The sequence below is a fragment of the Microbacterium sp. GW823-FHT02G05 genome (assembly GCF_058797175.1).
Map to the genome: position 1 here is coordinate 1,679,874 of NZ_JBXAJK010000001.1, position 19,766 is coordinate 1,699,639.

A 19,766-nucleotide genomic window follows, 5' to 3' on the forward strand; every position below is an offset into this window, starting at 1 on the left:
CGGTCTGAACACGAGAAGGGCCCCGGCACTGCGCCGGGGCCCTTCTCCGTTCGCGCGGCGAGCGCCGCACCATTCGTCAGCGGAAGAGACCCGCGGAGTACTGGTCGGCATCGGCATACTGCGTGGCCGCATTCGCCATCGCCACGCTGATCGAGGCGAGCGCCTGCTCCAGGTGCGCCTGCGCGCCTCGCCACTCTTCGACGCACGCCTGGAAGGCGTTGGCGGCGGTTCCGGTCCAGGAACTCTGCAGCTGTGTGAGCTGCGCCATCATGGCGGTGGATTCGGCCTGCATCCGGTCGGAGGTGCCTCGCACCGAGTTGGTGGTGGCGATGACGGCATCGGTGTCGACGGTGAAGACGGTCATGAGTGCTCCTTTCGCGAGTACCTCGACGCTACGGATGTCATTCTGCGGCGCCCGTGGTGCGCACGGCAGTCGTGCAGAGTCTCCACGGAACGCGTGCTGTGCAGGAAACGGATCGCCGTCAGCGGGTGAGCGGTGCCAGCGGCTGGGTGTCTTCGTAGAGATGGCTCGCCGTCGCGAGCGGTGCCAGCGGGAACGAGACCCGGAAGGTCGCACCTCCGCCGGGGGTCTCATCGACCTGCACGGAGCCGTTCAGGGCGTGCACGATCGATGCGACGATCGCCAGGCCCAGACCCGAGCCGCCCGTCTCGCGGGCTCGGGAGTTGTCCGCACGCCAGAAGCGCTGGAAGATCTGCTCACGAATCTGCTCCGGGATGCCCTCGCCGTGGTCGACGACCGAGACCCAGCCGATGCCAGCGCGACGGTCCGCGCCGAGAACGATCTCGATCGGCGACTCCTCGGGAGAGAACCGGCGGGCATTGCCGAGCAGGTTCGCGATCACCTGACGCACCTTGTTCTCCTCGCCGAGGATGATCGGCGGCGTCAGCACCGGCACGACCTCAGCCTCCGAGAAGTCGATCGTCGGAACGGCGGGAGCCTCACGTGGACGACGCAGGAGACGGCCGAGCGCATTGCCGGGGCGCCCACGCGGCGGGATGGGGCCGGCGGGGCGCTCCGGGCTCAGCACGGGGTCTGAGGGCGGCGGAGGCGCGGTGTCGGCTGTCGTGTCGATCACCGTCACGATGCGTCCGGGCGAGGCGGCCCGGACATCGAGGGCCGCATCATTGGCCAGCGGCCGCAGATCGAGCGGAGCGATCGTGAGGGGACGCTGTTCGTCGAGACGCGCGAGTGCCAGGAGGTCTTCGACGAGGACGCCCATTCGCACGGCCTCCTTCTCGATGCGCTCCATCGCTCGGGCCGTGTCCTCCTCACCGCGAATCGCGCCCATCCGGTACAGCTCCGCATAGCCGCGCACGCTCACGAGCGGGGTGCGCAGTTCGTGACTGGCGTCGCCGATGAATCGGCGCATGTGCTGCACTGTCCGCTCGCGTTGCGCGATCGAGCGATCCAGCCTGTCGAGCATCGTGTTGATCGCGGCGTTGAGGCGCCCCACCTCCGTTGTGGGTTCGAGGTCGGTCAGGCGCTGGCTGAAGTCACCCGCTGCGATCGACATCGCGGTGGATTCGACCTGACCCAGACGGCGGAATGTGAGCGTCACCAGCCCGCGAGTGAGTAGAGCCGCCACAAGGATCGTGATGAGTGCGATCGTCGTGAACACCCCGAAGTAGGTGCCGATGATGTGGTCGACCTCGGTCAGCGACATCGCGGACATCTGCGTGTACGTGACATTCGAGCCCAGTGTCTCCCGAACTGCCACTGCCGCGCGGAACTCGGTCCCGTCCGTGCCCTCGAGCACATGGATCTTGCCGCGTTCGGCATCGACGCTCGCCTGCGCGAGCGTGTACGTCGTCGGGAAGATCGGCGATTCGGCGCCCGCGGGCCCGCCGGCGGTCGCCCTGAGCACTCCCTGCGCGTCGTAGATGGCGACGAAGTCGTCAGCGAACCGCGGTGCGTTCGGAGACGCCGTGGCGGTGAGGCCGCCAGCGCCGTCGCCTTCGATCGTGAAGAAGCGCTCCGCGCGATCACCGGCGGCGATCGACGCGACCTGCGTCTCCACGTTGTTGATGAGAGACGAGCGCAGGATCGGCACGGTGCCGATTCCCGTGACGATCAGCCCAAGGGCGAGAACAGCGACCGTGACGCCGGTGACCTTCGCACGGAGGCTGATGCGCCGCCACCAGCGGGTGACGGCATCGGGCTGAGAGGACATGCTCAGGCTGACTTGCCCACCTTGAGCATGTAGCCGAAGCCGCGCTTGGTCTGGATGACCGGCTCTTCCGTGTGCGGGTCGATCTTGCGACGGAGGTAGGAGATGTAGCTCTCGACGATGCCGGCGTCACCGTTGAAGTCGTACTCCCAGACGTGGTCGAGGATCTGCGCCTTCGAAAGCACCCGGTTCGGGTTCAGCATCAGATAGCGAAGCAGCTTGAATTCCGTCGGGCTCAGCTCGATCGACGTCGACCCGACCTGCACGTCGTGCGTGTCCTGATCCATGGAGAGCTCACCTGCGCGGATCATCGACTCTTCGTCGGCCTGCATCGTGCGACGAAGAATCGCCTGTGCGCGCGCGACGATCTCGTCGAGGCTGAACGGCTTGGTGACGTAGTCGTCGCCGCCGGCGTTGAGGCCCTCGATCTTGTCTTCTGTGTCGTCCTTCGCGGTGAGGAACAGGATGGGGGCGGTGAAGCCCGCGCCCCGGAGACGCTTGGTCACGCTGAAGCCGTTCATGTCGGGCAGCATGACATCGAGGATGATGAGGTCGGGTTCTTCTTCGAGGACGGCCGAGATCGTGGCCGCGCCGTTGCCGACCGTCTTCACCGTGAATCCGGCAAAGCTCAGGCCCGTGGAGAGCAGGTCGCGGATGTTGGGCTCGTCGTCGACGACCAGGATGCGCGCTTCAGTCATGACCCCATTATGGTGACTTCCGCCCTGTAACGGCTGAACTCTGTGTGACGTTGCGCGAATCCATCACTTCCGGAGGGGCGTGCCGGGGCGATGAGGGCGAGTCGACACGCCCGTGGGAGTAGCATCCAGCGCATGGATGACGACATCGGCTCCTCGGCATGCTGGTTGTCGCACGTGTGCCCCGAGTGCGGCGCGATGCTCGATGACCGCACCAGCCCGTGCTGGCGGTGCGGGATGAAGCCGGGCGTGGAGGCTACACCGAGATGAGCTCGTCGGCGTCCATGATCGTGTAGCTGTAGCCCTGCTCCGCGAGGAAGCGCTGTCGGTTCTGCGCGTAGTCCTGGTCGACCGTGTCGCGTGCGATGAGCGTGTAGAAGCTCGCGGTGTGCCCGGACTGCTTGGGTCGCAGGAGTCGTCCCAGTCGCTGAGCCTCCTCCTGTCGGGAACCGAAGGAACCCGACACCTGGATGGCGACGGATGCCTCGGGGAGGTCGATCGAGAAGTTCGCGACCTTCGACACCACGAGCAGTTCGATCTCGCCGTCACGGAACTGCTGGTACAGCTCTTCTCGTTCGTCGACGGGCGTCGCGCCGGTGATCTGCGGTGCGTTCAGAGCTTCGGACAGCGCGTCGAGCTGGTCGAGGTACTGGCCGATCACGAGCACCCGCTCGCCGGGGTGCTTGGCGATGAGATCGCGCACAGCTCCGATCTTCTGCGGGGCGGATGCGGCGAGGCGATAGCGCTCGTCGTCGGTCGCGGCCGCATACTCCATGCGCGCGTCCGGCGGCAGGTCCACGCGCACCTCGAAGCAGGCGGCGGGAGAGATGTACCCCTGTGCCTCGATCTGCTTCCAGGGGGCGTCGAAGCGCTTCGGTCCGATGAGGCTGAAGACGTCGCCCTCGCGGCCGTCTTCACGCACGAGCGTGGCGGTGAGGCCGACGCGGCGACGCGCCTGCAGGTCTGCCGTGAGCTTGAAGACGGGCGCGGGCAGCAGGTGCACCTCGTCGTACACGATGAGACCCCAGTCGAGCGCGTCCAGGAGCGCCAGGTGCGCATAGGCGCCCTTCCGCTTGGCGGTGAGGATCTGGTAGGTCGCGATCGTGACAGGCTTGACCTCTTTCGCCTGGCCGGAGTACTCGCCGATCTCCTCGGGGGTGAGTGAGGTGCGCTTGAGGAGTTCGTCGCGCCACTGGCGGGCAGACACGGTGTTCGTGACGAGGATCAGCGTCGTCGTCTTCGTGGCAGCCATGGCGCCCGCACCGACGATGGTCTTGCCGGCACCACAGGGGAGCACGACGACACCAGAGCCGTCCTTGGCGAACGCCTCGACGGCCTGGCGCTGGTACGGGCGCATCTCCCAGCCGGACTCGGCCAGGTCGATGTCGTGCGGCGTGCCGGGGGTGTAGCCGGCGAGGTCCTCCGCGGGCCAGCCGATCTTCAGCAGCTCCTGCTTGATCTGGCCGCGCGCCCACGCGTCGATGACGTAGGTCTCGGGGCTCGGGTGGCCGATGAGCAACGGCGAGATGCGCTTGTTGTGTGCGACCTGCGTCAGCACCGCCGGGTCGGACGAGCGCAGGATGAGCGTTCCCTCGTCGTCGCGTTCGATCACGAGCCGGCCATAGCGGTCGACGGTCTCGCGGATGTCCATTGAGACGCTCGGCGGCACGGGGAACCGGGACCAGCGATCCAGGGTGTCGAGCATGTCGTCCGCCGTGTGGCCTGCCGCTCGCGCGTTCCACAGACCGAGGCGAGTGACGCGGTAGGTGTGGATGTGCTCGGGTGCCCGTTCGAGCTCGGCGAAGATCGCCAGCTCGTGGCGTGCGGACTCCGCGTCCGCGTGTGCCACTTCGAGCAGCACGGTGCGGTCGCTCTGGACGATCAGGGGGCCATCAGACATAGCCCACCATTCTACGTGCCTCCGTCGGGGAAGGCGTCAGTCTTCCGCAGGTCGTGTGGATCGGATGCTGCGCACCGGCAGTGTGCGCTCGACGTCGGCTGCGCGGTCACGGCCTCGCAGGCGACCGCCGCCGAGGCCGGTGACTTCGAGCGTGAGCTCGCGCGTGGTCCCGTCCGGCATGCCGACTTCGACGATGAGTGCTGCGCGGCGTCGCACGGCGTTCTCGAGCTCGCGATCGAGCCAGGCCGCATCCGCATCCGCACCCTGTGCGGCCCGCAGCCGCGCGATGAGCTCTGCGAAGCGCTCATCGGGGCCGGGTGAGTCGGGGGAAGGTGTCTCGGTGACCCGCGTGCGCAGTGCGCGCGTGTCGTTTCCTTCGGCGTCGACCGCGGATGCCGGATAGCGCGCGTCGGTCAGCGCCCAGAAGACCGTGTCGCGCCCGACCTTGGTCGTGAGGTGATCGTCTTCGCGGACGAGTCCGAGCGGCCGCAGGCTCTGATCGACGCCCATCGTGTCGATGAGGTGCGGATCGGAGCTCGCGACCGTGGTGCGCCCCGTGTCGGGATCCGTGGCCACGCGGATGAGCCCGTGGCGCTGCGCGGATTGCGCGACCAGGTAGCGCAGCGGCTGCGGGACGCCGGTGAGCGAGATCTGACCCAGGAACGCCAGCACGCTCTCTTCGGTCTCGCCCTCGGCGAAGGCGAGTGTCAGAGACTCGGCGGTGAAGCGGTACGACGAGGCCTGTGTCGCCGACTCGCGGTGCGCGAGGCGGCGCAGGCGGAGGTCCATTGCCGGAACCAGCGGCCCCGGAGCGATCGCCGTCAGATCGTTCTGCAGGAAGATGCGATCGACCTCGACGGGAAGCAGCGTCCGCAGGGCGTCCACGTCGGCGGTTCCTGAGAGGCGCAGGGGCCGTGCCCACGCGGGCTCGCCTGACGCGGTCGTCAGACCGAGGAGAGCGGCGCGATGCTCGAGCTCGGCGCTGATCGCAGGCCAGTCCGGATCCCACGGATGGGCATTGGCCCACAGAGAGGGGGCGATCCATCCGCCGCTCGACGTGCGAAGGGCGGGAGCGAGGCGCGTGCGGAAGCTCTCGGCGAGAGCGGCCCATCGTTCGATGCCGGGCAGGCGAAGCCATCTGTCACCTCGAGCGGTGAGGTTCAGCGTGCGGTCAGAGGCGTGCAGCAGACCCGCGTCAAGCGCGAAGGAGATGAGCGCATCCAGATCGGCCGTATCGTCCAGGATGCTCCGCTCCGCGAGCCGCCTGCGCTCCGTCGCGCTGAGTGCGCCGGTGCTGAGCAGGGCAAGTGGTGTCTCTGCGGCCGTGAGCAGGACATCGGCGAGAGCGAGGACCACCGTGAAGGCGCGCTCGGCGGCACGGGCGGCATCGATGTCGGTCGACGACTTCACCGTATGCTCCGCAGCCGCGGCGGGCTCGAGCTGGCGGGTCGCGAGAGCGTCGGCGACCTCGGGGTAGGGAGTGCCGTCGCTGCGCAGGAGGGCTGTGTCTGCGAGAAGGTCGTCTGCGTCGGCCCGTGAGTCTGGGGTGGTCTGTGAGAATGACGACTCAAGCAGCGCCTGTGCCTCCGCGCGGGTCAGACGGGGGAGGAACCGCTCGATCGAGGCGGGTTCCAGCAGAGACTCCGCCGCATCGAAGAAATCATGCCACGAGACCTGCGTCGAGATACCGCGACGGGCGAAGAGCACGGCGAGGGCATCATCGCTCTGCGCGGCAAGCCAGTCGGCCAGGGGGCGCGCGTGCGTGCTCATGGAGTGACGTGCTCGACGGGCTCCGTCAGGAGCGTCGCGCCGCGCGTCCTCTCCGGACGAAGCTCGTGATGAGGAGAGTCAGGATCATGACCATGGCCAGCGGGAGGCCCCAGAGCGGGATGGCCCCGACGAGCGGCCACATGCCGACGGAGAAGTCCTCCTGGGACATTCCCATCGCGGAGGCGATGATGATCGTGAAGAAGCAGAGCACAGCCGCCGTGGCAAGGCCCAGTGCCGTCACAGCCAGGAATCGGTCGAGCCGACGGATCGGAACCTCAGGGGAGTTCTTCGGGGCGCTCATCCCTCCCAGCCTAGTCGCTCCCCGGGCGGTAGGCTGGATACGCGCATGCCCGGCATCCGCACTCTGTTTTCCACCTCGGCCCTCGGGTCGATTGCACATCCAGCGAGGTTCTCCATGCCCACCGGCAAGGTCAGGTTCTACGACGACGAGAAGGGGTTCGGCTTCATCGCCTCCGATGAAGGCCAGGACGTCTTCCTGCACGCCTCTGCCCTCCCCGCCGGCGCCACTGTCAAGCAGGGCGCTCGGGTGGAATTCGGCGTCGCCGACGGCAAACGCGGACTCCAGGCGCTGTCCGTGCGCGTGCTGGACGCTCCGCCGAGCCTCGCGAAGGCGAAGCGCAAGTCCGCCGATGATATGGCGATCATCATCGAAGATCTCGTGAAGCTCCTCGACACGATCGGCGGCGACATGCGCCGCGGCCGCTACCCCTCGTCGAGTCAGGGACACAAGATCGCAGCCGTGCTGCGGAAGGTTGCTGATGACCTCGACGCCTGACGCCGACGAGCGTCTGATCAACGCGCGTGATCTCGCGCTCGCAGCGCTGCACGAGATCACGCCCGCGACGACGGTGGGGCCGCCCGCGGGCTACCTCCTCGAGGACGACGGCTCGGTGTCGCTGCGGTTCGAGAACCGACTGCCCGGTTATCCCGGTTGGTTCTGGACCGTCACTGTCGCGCGCGTCGAGGGAGAAGAGCCGACGGTTCTCGAAGCGGAGCTGCTGCCCGGTGACGGCGCACTGGTCGCGCCCGAGTGGGTGCCGTGGGCGGAGCGACTCGCCGAGTACCGCGCCCACGCCGCCGAGCTTGCCGCACAGGCCAAGGCGGCTGAAGCCGATGGCGAGTCCGATGACGACTCGGATGACGATGAGGCCGACCTCGATGACGTCGACCTGGGTGACGAGGACTTCCTCGAAGATCACGACGAGCGTCAGCTGCACGCCGGTGACGTCGACGGAGTCGATATCGATGAGCTCGATGACGACTCGGATGACGACGACTCGGATGACGACGACCGCGACGCGGACGAAGAAGAATGACAGCACGAAGGCGGCTTCACTGCACAGAAGCCGCCTTCGGAGAGAACTGCCCCGCACGGATCACCGTGCGGGGCAGTTCTGTGTTCAGGACCCGCTGTTCTCGATCACGTAGTCGAGGGAGCGGATGAGCTGGCGCACATCGTCGGGCTCGACCGAGACGAACGTGGCGATCCGCAGCTGATTGCGGCCGAGCTTGCGGTACGGCTCGGTGTCGACGATGCCGTTGGCGCGCAGCGTCGCGGCGATCGCGGCAGCATCCACCGAATCGTCGAAGTCGATCGTGACGACGACCTGCGAGCGGTGCGTGGGATCCGCGACGAAAGGCGTCGCGATCGATGAAGCCTCAGCCCAGTCGTAGAGCGCCTGCGAGGACTCTGCTGTGCGCGATGCCGCCCAGGAGAGTCCGCCGTTGTCGTTGATCCACTGCAGCTGGCTGTCGAGCAGGTGCAGGGTCGTGAGGGCGGGCGTGTTCAGCGTCTGGTTGAGCCGTGAGTTGTCGAGCGCCTGCTTCAGGCTGAGGAACTCGGGGATGTAGCGGTCGCTCGCGGCGATGCGCTCGATGCGCTCGATCGCGGCGGGGGAGACGGCCGCGAACCACAGCCCGCCGTCCGAGCCGAGGTTCTTCTGGGGGGCGAAGTAGTAGACGTCCGTCTCGGTGGCGTCGAAGTCGATGCCACCGGCGGCGCTGGTCGCGTCGATCACCGTCAGTGCGCCATCCGCGGCCACGCGGCGGATGGGAGCTGCGACACCGGTGGAGGTCTCGTTGTGCGGCCACGCGTACACGTCGACGCCCTCGACGACCTCGGCATCGATCAGGGAGCCGGGCTCGGCGGAGCGCACATCCGGCGCCGTCAGCCACGGGGCAGCAGCCGCCTTCGCGAACTTGCCGCCGAACTCTCCGAAGACGAGGTTCTGGCTGCGCTGCTCGATCAGCCCGAAGGATGCCGCATCCCAGAACGCCGTCGAGCCGCCGTTACCGAGCACGACCTCATAGCCGTCGGGAAGCTGAAACAGCGACGAGAACCCCTCGCGCACGCTTCCCACCAGGTTCTTCACCGGCGCCTGCCGGTGGGACGTGCCCAGCAGGGACAAGCCCACGGCAGCCAGGGCTTCGACCTGCGCCGGGCGCACCTTCGAAGGACCGCAGCCGAAACGGCCGTCGACGGGCAGAAGTTCGCGGGGAATCTCGATCGCCATGGGTTGATTCTAGGGGAGCGCGACGGGCCGTTCCGCCGCGCGCGCCTCCGGAGGCGACACAGAATGTAGGCTTGCCTAAGCCCGTGACTAGGAGAACGCGATGACCGATCTGATCGACACCACGGAGATGTACCTCCGCACCATCCTCGAGCTCGAGGAGGAGAACATCATTCCGCTGCGCGCGCGGATCTCCGAGCGACTCGGCCACTCGGGGCCCACGGTCTCGCAGACGGTGGGCCGCATGGAGCGCGACGGACTCGTCGTCGTATCCGAGGATCGCACGCTGGAGCTGACGGATGCCGGTCGCCGCAAGGCCGTCGACGTCATGCGCAAGCACCGTCTCGCCGAACGCCTGCTCTCTGACGTCATCGGCCTCGACTGGGCGTTCGTGCACGAAGAGGCCTGCCGCTGGGAGCACGTCATGAGTGAGCAGGTGGAACTGCGCCTCATCGAGCTGCTCGGCCACCCCACGGAGTCGCCGTACGGCAACCCGATCCCCGGTCTCGACCAGCTGGGCAGCGCCACCGCCCGCACGTTCGATGAGGGTGTCGTCGGTCTCGTGGTGAAGCTCAAGGACGCGGACGGACCCATCGAGGGGACTGTTCGACGCCTCGCCGAGCCTGCGCAGGTCGATCCCGAACTGCTGCAGCAGCTGCGCGAGGCCGGCGTCGTTCCCGGTGCCCACGGCTCATACCGCTTCAGCGAGGGCTACGTGCTGATCGAGATGGACGGCCAGGACGAGGGCCTCGAACTTCCCGTTGAGCTCGCTTCGCACATCTTCCTCGTGGCGATTCCCGACGCCCAATAATCCGCGCAATTCCGCGGATTTTCGGTGTTCTGCGCGGATTGTCAGGTTCTGAGGGTGACATAAACGTTATCTTCCGGTAACGTCAAACCGTCATCAGCGAGAAGCCAGTTGATGATCACCGTGATGGTTGCCTCACCGGCTCGTCATCATTACGGAGACCAACGCACATCGTGCCCGAAGATCACGCGTGCCCAGAGAAACGAGTGACGAGCCTGCGCCACCCGAGCGCTGAGGTGCTGGAGGACCAGCTTTGGCTGTAGAGATCGCAACGCCCGAGAACGACGACAACCCGAATATCGAGAACACGCAGAACCACGGAGTCACCCGTCGGGGTCGCGCCAAGGGCGTGGCCATCCTGCGTGAGACGAAGACGTCGCGTCCGAGCGGTCGTTCGCTGGTCAAGCCCTTGCGCTCGATCGCGATCTTCGGTGCCGTCGGCGCTCTCGTCACGGCCATCGCCCTGCCGGCCTTCGCGGCCAGCAAGCCGAGCGATGCCGCTCCCGCAACACTGCAGCAGCTCGCGGCCGAGGACGCCCAGTCCATCGTCGTCGCTTCCGAGGCCACGGCCGCTCCCCTCGACATGGGCACGTTCAGCGCCACCACCCCAGAAGAGATCGAGAAGGCGAAGGCAGAAGCGGCCGCAGCCGCCCGTGCGGCCGCCGTGGCCAGCTCCGGCGGAGCCTCTCTTGCCGGCATCGATCTGTCGATGGTCGCTCCCGGCTCGGGTGAGGTCCGGTACCCGCTCGCTCAGGGATCCTTCACGTCCGGAGAGGGCCCGGGCTCGGGCCGCGGACACCAGGGCTGGGACATGCTCGCCCCGACCGGAACCCCGATGTTCGCTGCCGCTTCCGGCGTCGTTCGCGTGTCGAGCGAGGGCTACTACGGCTACGGTGTCGCGATCGTGATCGACCACGTCATCGGCGGACAGTCGGTCTCGACGCTCTACGGTCACATGGACTACGGCAGCCGCCTTGTCAACGCCGGAGAGACCGTCTCCGCGGGTCAGCTCATCGGAGTCGTCGGCAACACCGGCAACTCCTATGGTTCGCACCTGCACTTCGAGGTGCACATCGGCGACGGCATCGTCGACCCGGCTTCCTGGCTCGCCGCCAACGCCGGCTGATCCTCCCGGTTTAGGCGGACACGTTCATCTCAGATTCATCCATCTCCCACGAGGATGAGCTAGCCTGATTCCGTCGTCGTCAGGACGGAGGAAGCTGATGGAGCGAATACCGGGCATCCGAACCACGGATGCACTCGGACACTTCGCTCTGCAGCATTGCATGCAGGACTTTCACGGTGTCACCGTGCAGAAAGGCGCTGTCTTAGAGACAGCGCCTTTTTTCGTCCCTGCACGTCCCTCCGCGCTGCGCGGCGGCAGAGAAGTCGAGAGTGCCGGGAAGCCGTCCCGGCGGATCGAAGGGATGCAGGATGCGCACACTCGTGCTCAACGCGGGCTATGAGCCCCTCGCGATCGTGTCGTTCAAGCGCGCGCTCGTTCTCGTCATGAATGAGAAGGCGTCGGTGATCGAAAGCGTCATCGGCGATCCGGTCTGGACCACACGCGCGGTGTACGAGCGTCCCGCGGTGATTCTCCTGACCCGCTACGTGCGCATTCCGCAGGCGAGACGGGTCCCGGTGACGCGACGAGGGGTGCTGCGGCGCGACAATCACCGATGTGGGTACTGCGCGAAGCCGGCATCGACCATCGATCATGTGCTGCCGCGCTCGCGCGGTGGGCAGGACTCCTGGGAGAATCTGGTCGCCTGCTGCCTTCGGTGCAACAACACCAAGAGCGACAGGACGCCCCAGGAGATGGGGTGGGAGCTGCGGATGGCACCACGTGCCCCGCACGGCGCCGCCTGGACGGTGCGCGGTACCGAGCGCGGTGACCCGCAGTGGGCACCGTACCTGGGGCTCGCAGCCTAGGGGCATTCTGGCCGGAAGGCCGATGCTCGGGTCGTGCCGTCCGTCCAAAGGATGACAGGCGAATGGTCCCGTAGGGGGAAGCGCGTCAGGCGGGGTGCCGGAAACACTGGAAGGGTCCCTCTTCCCGTCAGTTGACCGCAAAGGCCCCCATGACGTCTCTCACCCGTGCCAGCGTGAAGAATCGCCTTCTCGTCGCGCTCCTCACCGCCGCCGTCGCTCTCTTCGGACTGATCTCGATGGGAGCCCTCAAACAAGAGCTCATGCCATCGATGACGGTGCCGATGGCGGCTGTGTCGTTCACCTCCGACGGGCTGAGTTCCGCGGAGATGTCGCGCAGCGTGACCGAGCCCGCGGAGAAGGCGCTCATGACGGTCCCCGGAGTGAAGAACGTCACCTCGACGACGAGCGCGGGAAGCAGCCTGATCCAGGTCGAATGGGCGTTCGGCAAGGACGACGAGGAGACCCTGCGCACACTGCGAAGCACAGTCGACGCGTTGAAGCCGGTGCTGCCGACCGGCAGCGAATCGCAGGTCCTCTCGGGAGGAATGGACGGCATGCCCGCGATGGTGGTCAGCGTCGCGAGCACGAAGGACGACCCGGCGTTCGGCGAGACGATCCAGACCACGGTCGTGCCAGCGCTGCAGGGCGTGGCCGGCGTGCAGCGCGTCGAGGTCGCGGGTCGCGACGAACAGCGGATCGTGATCGCGCTGCGTGCCGCGGATGTCTCCCGCCTCAAGGTGGAGCCGGCGGGGATTCCCGCCGCGCTGCAGGCCTTCGGGGCCACAGCCTCGGCTGGCGAGGTCGCCGGCGCGGATGGCAAGGTGTCGGTGACGGTCGGGCAGGGTCTGGCCTCCGTGGAAGACATCCAGGCGCTGCCGATCGCTACCGCGGACGGCGTCGTGGCAATGGCGGATTTCGCCGATGTCGTCCTTGAGACGGTTCCGCAGGGGAGCCTGTCGCGTGTCAACGGCAAGAGCGCGCTCACGCTGCAGATCCTGCCCGCACAGGGAGCGAACGTCGTCGACATCTCGCACGGTGTCAACGCGGAGCTGGATCGACTCGCGCCGACGCTGCGTGCTGACTTCGTGACGGTGTTCGATCAGGCCCCGTACATCGAGCAGTCGATCAAGGACCTCTCGGTGGAGGGCGGGCTCGGCCTCATCTGCGCCGTGCTGGTGATTCTCGCGTTCCTGGGTTCGTGGCGTTCGACGATCATCGCGGCCGTGTCGATTCCGCTCTCGCTGCTGATCACGCTGATCGGGCTGCTGTGGAGCGGCAACACGCTCAATGTGCTCACGCTCGGCGCACTCACGATCGCGATCGGGCGCGTCGTGGACGACTCGATCGTGGTGATCGAGAACATCACGCGCCGCCGCGGCAGCGGGCCACTCACGATCGAGGGCGTCGTCGCATCCGTGCGCCAGGTCGCCGGAGCGATCACGGCGTCCACTCTCACGACCGTCGCGGTCTTCGCGCCCATCGCACTCGTCTCGGGGATCACCGGTCAGCTCTTCCGGCCGTTCGCCATCACCGTGACGATCGCACTGCTGGCGTCTCTGCTCGTCGCTCTCACCGTGGTGCCCGTCCTCGCGTACTGGTTCCTCCGCAACCGCCCGGCGCACGGCGCGGCGGGCGAGGACGCTGCGGCATCCGCTGAGCACGAGGACGACCTCGCTGAGATCCACACGCGACCGGATCGTCTGCAGGGGGCGTTGATGCCTGCGCTCGCGGCGACGCGACGCCATCCGGTCATCACCGTGGCAGCGGCGAGCGTGATCCTCGTCGCCACACTCGGCATGAGTTCCCTTCTCCGCACTGACTTCCTCGGCTCGTCCGGGGCTGAGACCCTGCAGTTGGTGCAGACGCCGCCGACGGACGCGAAGGCGGATCCGCTGGAGGTCGTCGAGCCGGTCGAGCGGGCGCTTGCGGAGGTGAAGGGTGTGCGCGATGTGATCACCGCCATCCCTGTCGCCAAGTCCGGTGAGCGTATGAACATCACCTACGACGTGATGCTGGCCAAGGGCGCGACGGCCGAGCAGGTCCGCGGCGATGTCGACAAGGCACTGAAGGGCGTGAAGAATGCGGGCGACGTGCAGGTCGTCACACAGGACTCCTTCGCCGCCGGTGGGGCGATGACCCTCCAGATCCGCGGCAATGACGCGGATGCGCTCGCCGAGGCGAGCGACCAGCTGCAGAAGCGCCTCGCGGATGCGGACGGCGTGCAGTCGGTTCGCAGCGATGCCAAGGGGGAGCAGACGGTCGTGCGGGTGCAGCTCGACAAGATGCTGGCGGCTCGCCTCGGCTTCGATCCGGGCAGCATCGCACGGACGATCCACGCCGCGCTCGAAGGCCAGACCGTGGGACAGATCGTCCTCGATGGGCGCGAGCACGCGATCCTCGTCCGCACGCCAGGCATGGAGAACACCGCAGACGCGTTGAGCACGCTCATGCTGCCGGTGACACCGCAGCAGACCGCGGAGGCGCGAAAGGTCGCACAGGACCAGCTGACGGCAAAGGCAGAGGCGGAGATGGCGCAGGCGCGCAGCAAAGCCGAATCGCAGCTGAACTCGCAGATCTCGGATGCCGCCGACCAGCGCGCCCAGCTGGTGAGCCAGTCTCAGGAGCTGAACGCGCAGTTGCAGGCGCTTGCGGCCGCTCCGATCGTGCCGGCCCCGTATGACGACCTGGACGAGGAGGCCGTGGCGCGCGCGCACCAGGAGCGCGCGGAGCAACTGGCGGCCCTGCAGGGGGCGATCGCGGGAATGCAGGACGGGATCGCGGGCATCGACACGCAGATGTCGAGCCTGCGTGATGCGCAGCGCGAGGCATCCGATGCCGCCGCGGCACAGGACGCCGCCACGCAGGAGCAGCGCGCGGCGATGGACATCACTGGCGCACCGATCCCGCTTTCGGCGATCGCCACGGTGACGGAGGAGAAGACCGCGCCCACGATCACGCGGGCCAACGGAGAGCGGCAGGTCGAGCTCACGATCGAACCGAAGAAGGGGGCGTTCGACGCTGCGGATGCCGCAATGCAGGACGCGATCGCGGAGGCCGAGCTTCCCGCGGGAGTCAGCTTCGTCGTCGGTGGCGTCGGCGCTGATCAGGATGAGGCGTTCGCTCAGCTGGGACTCGCGATGCTCGCCGCCATCCTCCTCGTGCTGCTCGTGATGGTGGCGACGTTCCGCAGTTTCCGCGGCCCGCTGGTGCTGCTGATCTCGATCCCGTTCGCCGCCACGGGCGCGTTGCTCGGTCTGCTTCTGACCGATACTGCACTGGGCCTTCCGGCAATGATCGGTCTGCTCATGCTGATCGGCATCGTGGTCACGAACGCGATCGTGCTCATGGATCTCGTGGGACGCCTGCGCGCGGCCGGAGCCACACTGGACGAGGCGATCGAGCACGGCACGCGTCTGCGCCTGCGCCCGATCCTCATGACGGCGGCCGCGACGATCTTCGCGCTCGTGCCCATGGCCCTGGGGCTCACCGGTGGTGGGGTGTTCATCTCCAAGCCGCTTGCCATCGTGGTGATCGGCGGGCTCATCTCGTCGACGCTCCTGACGCTCATCCTCGTGCCGATTCTGTACGGATTCGTTGAGCGACGCCATGACCGCGCCGTCGAGCGCCGTCGGGCGCGACGAGAAGCACGGCAGGTGCGGGCGCAACACGACAGCGAGGGACAGATGGAGGAACTGCTCGAGGCGTAGCGGTACCGGTGGTGCCCTCGACAGGATTCGAACCTGCGACCTGCCCTTTAGGAGAGGGCTGCTCTATCCTGCTGAGCTACGAGGGCATTGCGTCCGCATGAAACGACGAGGGCGCCCCGCCAGTCTAATCGACCGGTGCGGGGCGCCCTCGTCGCGTCGAGTCAGTGCGCTGCGGCGTACGCGGCCGTGATGTCGGCGGGAATGCGGCCTCGCTCTGAGACCTTGTAGCCGTTGTCGAGCGCCCACGCGCGGATCGCGGCGATCTCGTTGTTGCGCGGAGCGCGCTTCGCGGGAGTGGATGCTGCGCGTGCCGCCGCACGCGGTGCCCGGCGACCTGCCGAGATGTAGGGCTTCAGTGCATCGCGCAATGCCTGTGCATTGGCGTCGGTCACATCGATCTCATAAGCGGTGCCGTCGAGCGAGAAATGTACCGTTTCTCCTTCTCCGGCCTCAAGAACGGTCCCGTCGATATCGTCGACGAGCTGGTGAATGATTTTGCGTGCCATTCGGCAACAATACGTCCCGCAATTCGCGGCGCGCAACGCGACGCACGGTGAATATCGTGCGCATCGGACAATGCTGTTTTCGTCAGCTACCCGAACAATTGGTTCAGGGGAGGAGTCCGCGTCTGCGTGCACCCGCCACGGCGGCATGACGGGTGGAAGCCCCGAGCTTTGTCATCGCTGTTCCCAGATAGGCCTTCACCGTTCCTTCGCGAAGGCTCAGTTCTGCGGCGATTTCCGCATTTGTCAGGCCGAGTGCGGCGCAGGCGAGAACGTCGATTTCACGCGGAGAGAGATGGATTGTCGTCATCGGCTGCGTGGTCACCGATTCGGTATCGCCGGAGAGGGAGAGCAGGCGATTCTCCAGAGATGCGAGACGCTCTCTCAACCGCGCATCTTTCAGTGCGGCCGAAATACTGCGCAATTCAGCGTAGCTCTCGCGCAGTTCTTCGCGCTGCACGGGAGTCAGCGCGGGAGGAGTGGTGTCGGGCGCCGGCAGTGTGCGCATTCTCCGCTCGACTTCTTCGCGGACGCGGATCTCCGAAGCGAGGAGTTCTGCGACCTGCACGGCGGGGGCTGTGCTGAGATCGCCCACCGGTGTTTCGGCCCACGCTCCCGCGTAGAGGACGCCGCGGGAGCGCCCGCCGACGATGACCGGGATGGCCAGTAATGTGCGCAGTCCCTCGCCGAGGACGAATCCGTCGTAGTCGTGCGTGATGAGCTGGGAGCTGCCGTAGTCATGGGTCATTCGGGGGCGTAGCTCGGTCATCGCGCGGCCGCCGAGTCCGCGCTGTGGCTGTACGCGCAGACCCTCGAGGCTTCGGGTGCGGTTGCCGATGATGGCTGTGACGGCGACGGAGTTGCCGTCGAGCAGCCCGCCGAAGGCCACGGGAAAGCGGGTACGGCGAGCAAGCTCGCGTACTGCGTATGACAACAGCTGCGCGTCGGTGCCCATCGACTCCATGGGATACATCGACTACCTACTTTCGGGAGTGTTGACCCGCTCCCCGGATTCGTAGCGTCGACGCTACCACTCGGATGCGAACGATGCACCGGGTGACTTTCCGACCATGTGGCAAGGAGGCCCCATGACCGAAACGACCGGAGAACCTGTGGCAGCGGGGATCGACTATGTGGGCGTGGAGGAGTCGCCCCAGTTCCAGAAACTGAAGCGGAATCAACGCTCGTTCATCTTCCCGCTCGCGGCGATCTTCCTCATCTGGTACTTCGCCTACGTGCTGCTCGCGGCATTCGCGCCGGAGTTCATGGCGCAGCGCGTGTGGGGCGATGTGACCATGGGCCTGCTGTTGGGGCTGGGGCAGTTCGTGACCACATTCGGCATCACGATGGGCTACGTCGCGTTCGCGAATCGCACACTCGACCCGCAGGCGCGTGCGATTCGCGAAGAGCTTGAAGCACAGGAGATCCGCGCATGATGGTCTCCTCGGCTGCCGGAGGGACGCTCATGGAGAGCAACCCCGTCCTGAATATCTCGGTGTTCCTCGCCTTCGTCGCGGTGACGCTCTTCATCGTGATCCGCGCGAGCCGCAACAACAAGACGGCCGCGGACTACTACGCGGCCGGTCGCTCGTTCACCGGCCCGCAGAACGGTTTCGCGATCGCGGGAGACTACCTGTCGGCCGCATCCTTCCTCGGGATCTGTGGAGCGATCGCCGTGAACGGATATGACGGATTCCTCTACTCGATCGGCTTTCTCGTCGCGTGGCTGGTCGCGCTACTGCTGGTCGCGGAGCTCATGCGCAACACCGGCAAGTTCACGATGGCAGATGTGCTGTCGTTCCGTCTGAAGCAGCGTCCGGTGCGCATGGCCGCGGCGATCACGACGCTCGCGGTCTGCTTCTTCTATCTGCTCGCACAGATGGCCGGTGCCGGCGGACTCGTGTCGCTGCTGCTGGGCATCGATGACAAGCTGGGCCAGTCGCTCGTCATCGCCGTCGTCGGCGTGCTGATGATCCTGTACGTGCTGATCGGTGGCATGAAGGGCACCACCTGGGTGCAGATCGTGAAGGCGTTCCTGCTGATCGGCGGCGCGGCGGCGATGACGATCTGGGTTCTGGCGCTCAACGGATTCAACCTGAACACGCTGCTGGAGAGTGCCGTGGCGGCGTCGGTGTCCGATCCGAAGGATGCCATCCTCGCCCCGGGCCTGAAGTACGGTGCCAATCCCTGGGACTTCATCTCCCTCGGACTCGCCCTCGTGCTCGGCACCGCGGGTCTGCCGCACGTGCTGATGCGCTTCTATACGGTCCCGACTGCGAAGGAGGCGCGTCGCTCGGTCGTCTGGGCGATCTGGCTGATCGGCATCTTCTACCTGTTCACGCTGGTGCTGGGCTACGGCGCCGGCGCACTCGTCGGTCCTGACGTGATCGCAGCAGCACCCGGCGGCGTGAACTCCGCCGCGCCACTGCTCGCGCTGTATCTCGGCGGACCCGTACTCATGGGATTCATCTCGGCGGTGGCGTTCGCGACGATCCTCGCGGTCGTCGCCGGTCTCACGATCACAGCGGCGGCATCGTTCGCGCACGACATCTACGCCAACGTGGTGAAGAAGGGCAAGAACGGCGACGGTGTCTCCGATTCAGACGGCGAAGTCAAGGTCGCTCGCCGTACGGTCATCGTGATCGGTGTGCTGGCGATCCTCGGTGGCATCGGTGCGCAGGGTCAGAACATCGCGTTCCTCGTGGCGCTCGCGTTCGCCATCGCGGCGTCTGCGAACCTGCCGACGATCGTGTTCTCGCTGTTCTGGCGGCGATTCACGACGCGCGGCGCGGTGTGGAGCATGTACGGCGGTCTGACAGCGGCGGTCGTGCTCATCATCCTCTCGCCGGTCTTCTCGGGATCGCCGACGTCGACGCTGCCGAATGTCGATTTCGCGATCTGGCCGCTGGAGAACCCGGGTATCCTCTCGATTCCGCTCGGTTTCTTCCTCGGATGGCTCGGATCCGTCACCGACAAGACCGTCGAGAGCCGCACTCTTGCCGCTGAGATGGAGGTGCGCTCGCTCACCGGCTTCGGTGCAGAGAAGGCCGTCGAGCACTGACGACCGTGTGAGTACGCCCGGTGAGCCCCGACCGAGACGTCGGGGCTCACCGCTGCGAGGCCGGAATGCCGCGCTGGCGCGCAGAGTCGGCCTCAAGGTCGAGAAGGTAGCGCTTGCGCTCGGGGTGCGCACCGTAGTGACCGGGGGTGCCGTCACTGCGCACGACCCGGTGCACGGGAACCACGATCGAGAAGGGGGTCAACCTGCAGGCGGTGCCGACAGCGCGGGCGGCTCCCGGGCTGCCGGCGAGGACGGCGACTTCGCCGTAGCTCGCGGTCTCCGCCCAGGGGATCTCACAGACCTCTTGGAGGGCACGCCTCGTAAAGCCGTCGGTGAGGGACCAGTCGAGCGGGATCTCGTCGTCGAATCGCACCGGCTCGCCATCGAAGTAGGCGTCGAGGAGATCGTTCAATGCCGCCGCATCGCCCGGTGCCGCGACCGGAGCGGAACGCAGCGCGCGACTGGCGCCGTCGAGGAGCCACGTCGCCGGGAAGTCGGATTCGGGAAGGTCGAAGCGAACGAGTCCGGCATCGGAGAACACGGCCAGCGCGTCGCCGAAGGGCGTCGGTGCGAAGTCGTAGCGAAATGTCATGGATCCATCCTGCGTCGGCGCCGCACAGGTGGCGCGGTTGTCCGCGCACCCGGGGAGAAGTCGAGAGAACGCCTCATC

18 protein-coding genes and 1 tRNA gene are annotated in these 19,766 nt (G+C 66.8%); 8 read left to right on the forward strand and 11 right to left on the reverse strand.

Going from position 1 to position 19,766, the window contains the following annotated elements; all coding sequences use genetic code 11:
- Positions 1 to 76: 76 nt before the first annotated feature.
- The 6 genes from AC1REM_RS08215 to AC1REM_RS08240 all read right to left on the reverse strand — a co-directional run bounded on the left by AC1REM_RS08215 (position 77) and on the right by AC1REM_RS08240 (position 6,855).
- A complete protein-coding gene (locus AC1REM_RS08215) occupies positions 77 to 364 on the reverse strand; it encodes a WXG100 family type VII secretion target (protein ID WP_204939364.1) in 288 nt (95 codons plus the stop codon).
- 118 nt (positions 365 to 482) lie between these two features.
- The gene (locus tag AC1REM_RS08220) at positions 483 to 2,192 is read right to left on the reverse strand and encodes a sensor histidine kinase (protein ID WP_492514184.1); all 1,710 of its coding nucleotides are present in this window, start codon (positions 2,190 to 2,192) and stop codon (positions 483 to 485) included.
- Positions 2,193 to 2,194: 2 nt separating this feature from the next.
- A complete protein-coding gene (locus tag AC1REM_RS08225) occupies positions 2,195 to 2,887 on the reverse strand; it encodes a response regulator transcription factor (protein ID WP_204939366.1) in 693 nt (230 codons plus the stop codon).
- Between the two features lie 253 nt (positions 2,888 to 3,140).
- Positions 3,141 to 4,784 carry a DNA repair helicase XPB gene (locus AC1REM_RS08230; RefSeq protein WP_492514185.1) on the reverse strand — a complete coding sequence of 548 codons (1,644 nt, stop codon included), beginning with the start codon at positions 4,782 to 4,784 and terminating at the stop codon, positions 3,141 to 3,143.
- A 36-nt stretch (positions 4,785 to 4,820) separates the two neighbouring features.
- Positions 4,821 to 6,554 carry a helicase-associated domain-containing protein gene (locus tag AC1REM_RS08235; RefSeq protein ID WP_492514186.1) on the reverse strand — a complete coding sequence of 578 codons (1,734 nt, stop codon included), beginning with the start codon at positions 6,552 to 6,554 and terminating at the stop codon, positions 4,821 to 4,823.
- A gap of 25 nt (positions 6,555 to 6,579) precedes the next feature.
- Positions 6,580 to 6,855 carry a multidrug ABC transporter ATPase gene (locus AC1REM_RS08240; protein WP_204939369.1) on the reverse strand — a complete coding sequence of 92 codons (276 nt, stop codon included), beginning with the start codon at positions 6,853 to 6,855 and terminating at the stop codon, positions 6,580 to 6,582.
- A gap of 114 nt (positions 6,856 to 6,969) precedes the next feature.
- Between AC1REM_RS08240 and AC1REM_RS08245 the strand changes: the two genes are divergently transcribed.
- Entirely contained in the window at positions 6,970 to 7,350 is a 381-nt protein-coding gene (locus tag AC1REM_RS08245) for a cold-shock protein (protein ID WP_204939370.1), read from the forward strand.
- Complete coding sequence (locus AC1REM_RS08250; protein WP_492514187.1) at positions 7,334 to 7,891, forward strand: DUF3027 domain-containing protein; 558 nt, start codon at positions 7,334 to 7,336, stop codon at positions 7,889 to 7,891. The genes AC1REM_RS08245 and AC1REM_RS08250 overlap by 17 nt, the downstream gene beginning before the upstream one ends.
- An 84-nt stretch (positions 7,892 to 7,975) precedes the next feature.
- Here AC1REM_RS08250 and serC read toward each other — a convergent pair whose 3' ends face one another.
- Complete coding sequence (gene serC, locus AC1REM_RS08255) at positions 7,976 to 9,088, reverse strand: phosphoserine transaminase (RefSeq protein ID WP_492514188.1); 1,113 nt, start codon at positions 9,086 to 9,088, stop codon at positions 7,976 to 7,978.
- A gap of 100 nt (positions 9,089 to 9,188) precedes the next feature.
- On the opposite strand from serC, the gene AC1REM_RS08260 reads away from it, so the two are divergent.
- The 4 genes from AC1REM_RS08260 to AC1REM_RS08275 all read left to right on the forward strand — a co-directional run bounded on the left by AC1REM_RS08260 (position 9,189) and on the right by AC1REM_RS08275 (position 15,532).
- Positions 9,189 to 9,896: an iron-dependent transcriptional repressor DtxR gene (locus AC1REM_RS08260; protein ID WP_204939373.1), complete on the forward strand. Its 708-nt coding sequence runs from the start codon at positions 9,189 to 9,191 to the stop codon at positions 9,894 to 9,896.
- Between the two features lie 250 nt (positions 9,897 to 10,146).
- The gene (locus AC1REM_RS08265; RefSeq protein ID WP_492514189.1) at positions 10,147 to 11,019 is read left to right on the forward strand and encodes a M23 family metallopeptidase; all 873 of its coding nucleotides are present in this window, start codon (positions 10,147 to 10,149) and stop codon (positions 11,017 to 11,019) included.
- A gap of 308 nt (positions 11,020 to 11,327) precedes the next feature.
- Positions 11,328 to 11,825 (forward strand): HNH endonuclease, encoded by a 498-nt coding sequence (locus tag AC1REM_RS08270; protein WP_204939374.1) that lies wholly within the window; start codon positions 11,328 to 11,330, stop codon positions 11,823 to 11,825.
- A gap of 149 nt (positions 11,826 to 11,974) precedes the next feature.
- Positions 11,975 to 15,532, forward strand: coding sequence for an efflux RND transporter permease subunit (locus AC1REM_RS08275; protein WP_492514190.1), 3,558 nt, complete (start codon positions 11,975 to 11,977; stop codon positions 15,530 to 15,532).
- 9 nt (positions 15,533 to 15,541) lie between these two features.
- On the opposite strand, the gene AC1REM_RS08280 is transcribed toward AC1REM_RS08275, so the two are convergent.
- The 3 genes from AC1REM_RS08280 to AC1REM_RS08290 all read right to left on the reverse strand — a co-directional run bounded on the left by AC1REM_RS08280 (position 15,542) and on the right by AC1REM_RS08290 (position 16,990).
- A tRNA-Arg gene (locus AC1REM_RS08280) sits at positions 15,542 to 15,618 on the reverse strand.
- A 75-nt stretch (positions 15,619 to 15,693) separates the two neighbouring features.
- Positions 15,694 to 16,038 (reverse strand): histone-like nucleoid-structuring protein Lsr2, encoded by a 345-nt coding sequence (locus tag AC1REM_RS08285; RefSeq protein WP_378787926.1) that lies wholly within the window; start codon positions 16,036 to 16,038, stop codon positions 15,694 to 15,696.
- A 103-nt stretch (positions 16,039 to 16,141) separates the two neighbouring features.
- Complete coding sequence (locus tag AC1REM_RS08290) at positions 16,142 to 16,990, reverse strand: LuxR C-terminal-related transcriptional regulator (protein WP_492514191.1); 849 nt, start codon at positions 16,988 to 16,990, stop codon at positions 16,142 to 16,144.
- Positions 16,991 to 17,123: 133 nt separating this feature from the next.
- Here AC1REM_RS08290 and AC1REM_RS08295 point away from each other — a divergent pair, with 133 nt between their 5' ends.
- Positions 17,124 to 17,471, forward strand: coding sequence for a DUF485 domain-containing protein (locus AC1REM_RS08295; RefSeq protein WP_492514192.1), 348 nt, complete (start codon positions 17,124 to 17,126; stop codon positions 17,469 to 17,471).
- Positions 17,468 to 19,096: a monocarboxylic acid transporter gene (locus AC1REM_RS08300; protein ID WP_492514193.1), complete on the forward strand. Its 1,629-nt coding sequence runs from the start codon at positions 17,468 to 17,470 to the stop codon at positions 19,094 to 19,096. The genes AC1REM_RS08295 and AC1REM_RS08300 overlap by 4 nt, the downstream gene beginning before the upstream one ends.
- Before the next feature lie 46 nt (positions 19,097 to 19,142).
- On the opposite strand, the gene AC1REM_RS08305 is transcribed toward AC1REM_RS08300, so the two are convergent.
- Positions 19,143 to 19,688 (reverse strand): methylated-DNA--[protein]-cysteine S-methyltransferase, encoded by a 546-nt coding sequence (locus AC1REM_RS08305; RefSeq protein ID WP_492514194.1) that lies wholly within the window; start codon positions 19,686 to 19,688, stop codon positions 19,143 to 19,145.
- Positions 19,689 to 19,766 lie beyond the last annotated feature (78 nt).

What these genes read in the sequence shown, in the direction of transcription:
- AC1REM_RS08215 (WP_204939364.1), bottom strand. Translation starts at nt 364, where the DNA reads ATGACCGTCTTCACCGTCGACACCGATGCCGTCATCGCCACCACCAAC.
- AC1REM_RS08220 (WP_492514184.1), bottom strand. Translation starts at nt 2,192, where the DNA reads ATGTCCTCTCAGCCCGATGCCGTCACCCGCTGGTGGCGGCGCATCAGC.
- AC1REM_RS08225 (WP_204939366.1), bottom strand. Translation starts at nt 2,887, where the DNA reads ATGACTGAAGCGCGCATCCTGGTCGTCGACGACGAGCCCAACATCCGC.
- AC1REM_RS08230 (WP_492514185.1), bottom strand. Translation starts at nt 4,784, where the DNA reads ATGTCTGATGGCCCCCTGATCGTCCAGAGCGACCGCACCGTGCTGCTC.
- AC1REM_RS08235 (WP_492514186.1), bottom strand. Translation starts at nt 6,554, where the DNA reads ATGAGCACGCACGCGCGCCCCCTGGCCGACTGGCTTGCCGCGCAGAGC.
- AC1REM_RS08240 (WP_204939369.1), bottom strand. Translation starts at nt 6,855, where the DNA reads ATGAGCGCCCCGAAGAACTCCCCTGAGGTTCCGATCCGTCGGCTCGAC.
- AC1REM_RS08245 (WP_204939370.1), top strand. Translation starts at nt 6,970, where the DNA reads ATGCCCACCGGCAAGGTCAGGTTCTACGACGACGAGAAGGGGTTCGGC.
- AC1REM_RS08250 (WP_492514187.1), top strand. Translation starts at nt 7,334, where the DNA reads ATGACCTCGACGCCTGACGCCGACGAGCGTCTGATCAACGCGCGTGAT.
- serC (WP_492514188.1), bottom strand. Translation starts at nt 9,088, where the DNA reads ATGGCGATCGAGATTCCCCGCGAACTTCTGCCCGTCGACGGCCGTTTC.
- AC1REM_RS08260 (WP_204939373.1), top strand. Translation starts at nt 9,189, where the DNA reads ATGACCGATCTGATCGACACCACGGAGATGTACCTCCGCACCATCCTC.
- AC1REM_RS08270 (WP_204939374.1), top strand. Translation starts at nt 11,328, where the DNA reads ATGCGCACACTCGTGCTCAACGCGGGCTATGAGCCCCTCGCGATCGTG.
- AC1REM_RS08275 (WP_492514190.1), top strand. Translation starts at nt 11,975, where the DNA reads ATGACGTCTCTCACCCGTGCCAGCGTGAAGAATCGCCTTCTCGTCGCG.
- AC1REM_RS08285 (WP_378787926.1), bottom strand. Translation starts at nt 16,038, where the DNA reads ATGGCACGCAAAATCATTCACCAGCTCGTCGACGATATCGACGGGACC.
- AC1REM_RS08290 (WP_492514191.1), bottom strand. Translation starts at nt 16,990, where the DNA reads ATGGGCACCGACGCGCAGCTGTTGTCATACGCAGTACGCGAGCTTGCT.
- AC1REM_RS08295 (WP_492514192.1), top strand. Translation starts at nt 17,124, where the DNA reads ATGACCGAAACGACCGGAGAACCTGTGGCAGCGGGGATCGACTATGTG.
- AC1REM_RS08300 (WP_492514193.1), top strand. Translation starts at nt 17,468, where the DNA reads ATGATGGTCTCCTCGGCTGCCGGAGGGACGCTCATGGAGAGCAACCCC.
- AC1REM_RS08305 (WP_492514194.1), bottom strand. Translation starts at nt 19,688, where the DNA reads ATGACATTTCGCTACGACTTCGCACCGACGCCCTTCGGCGACGCGCTG.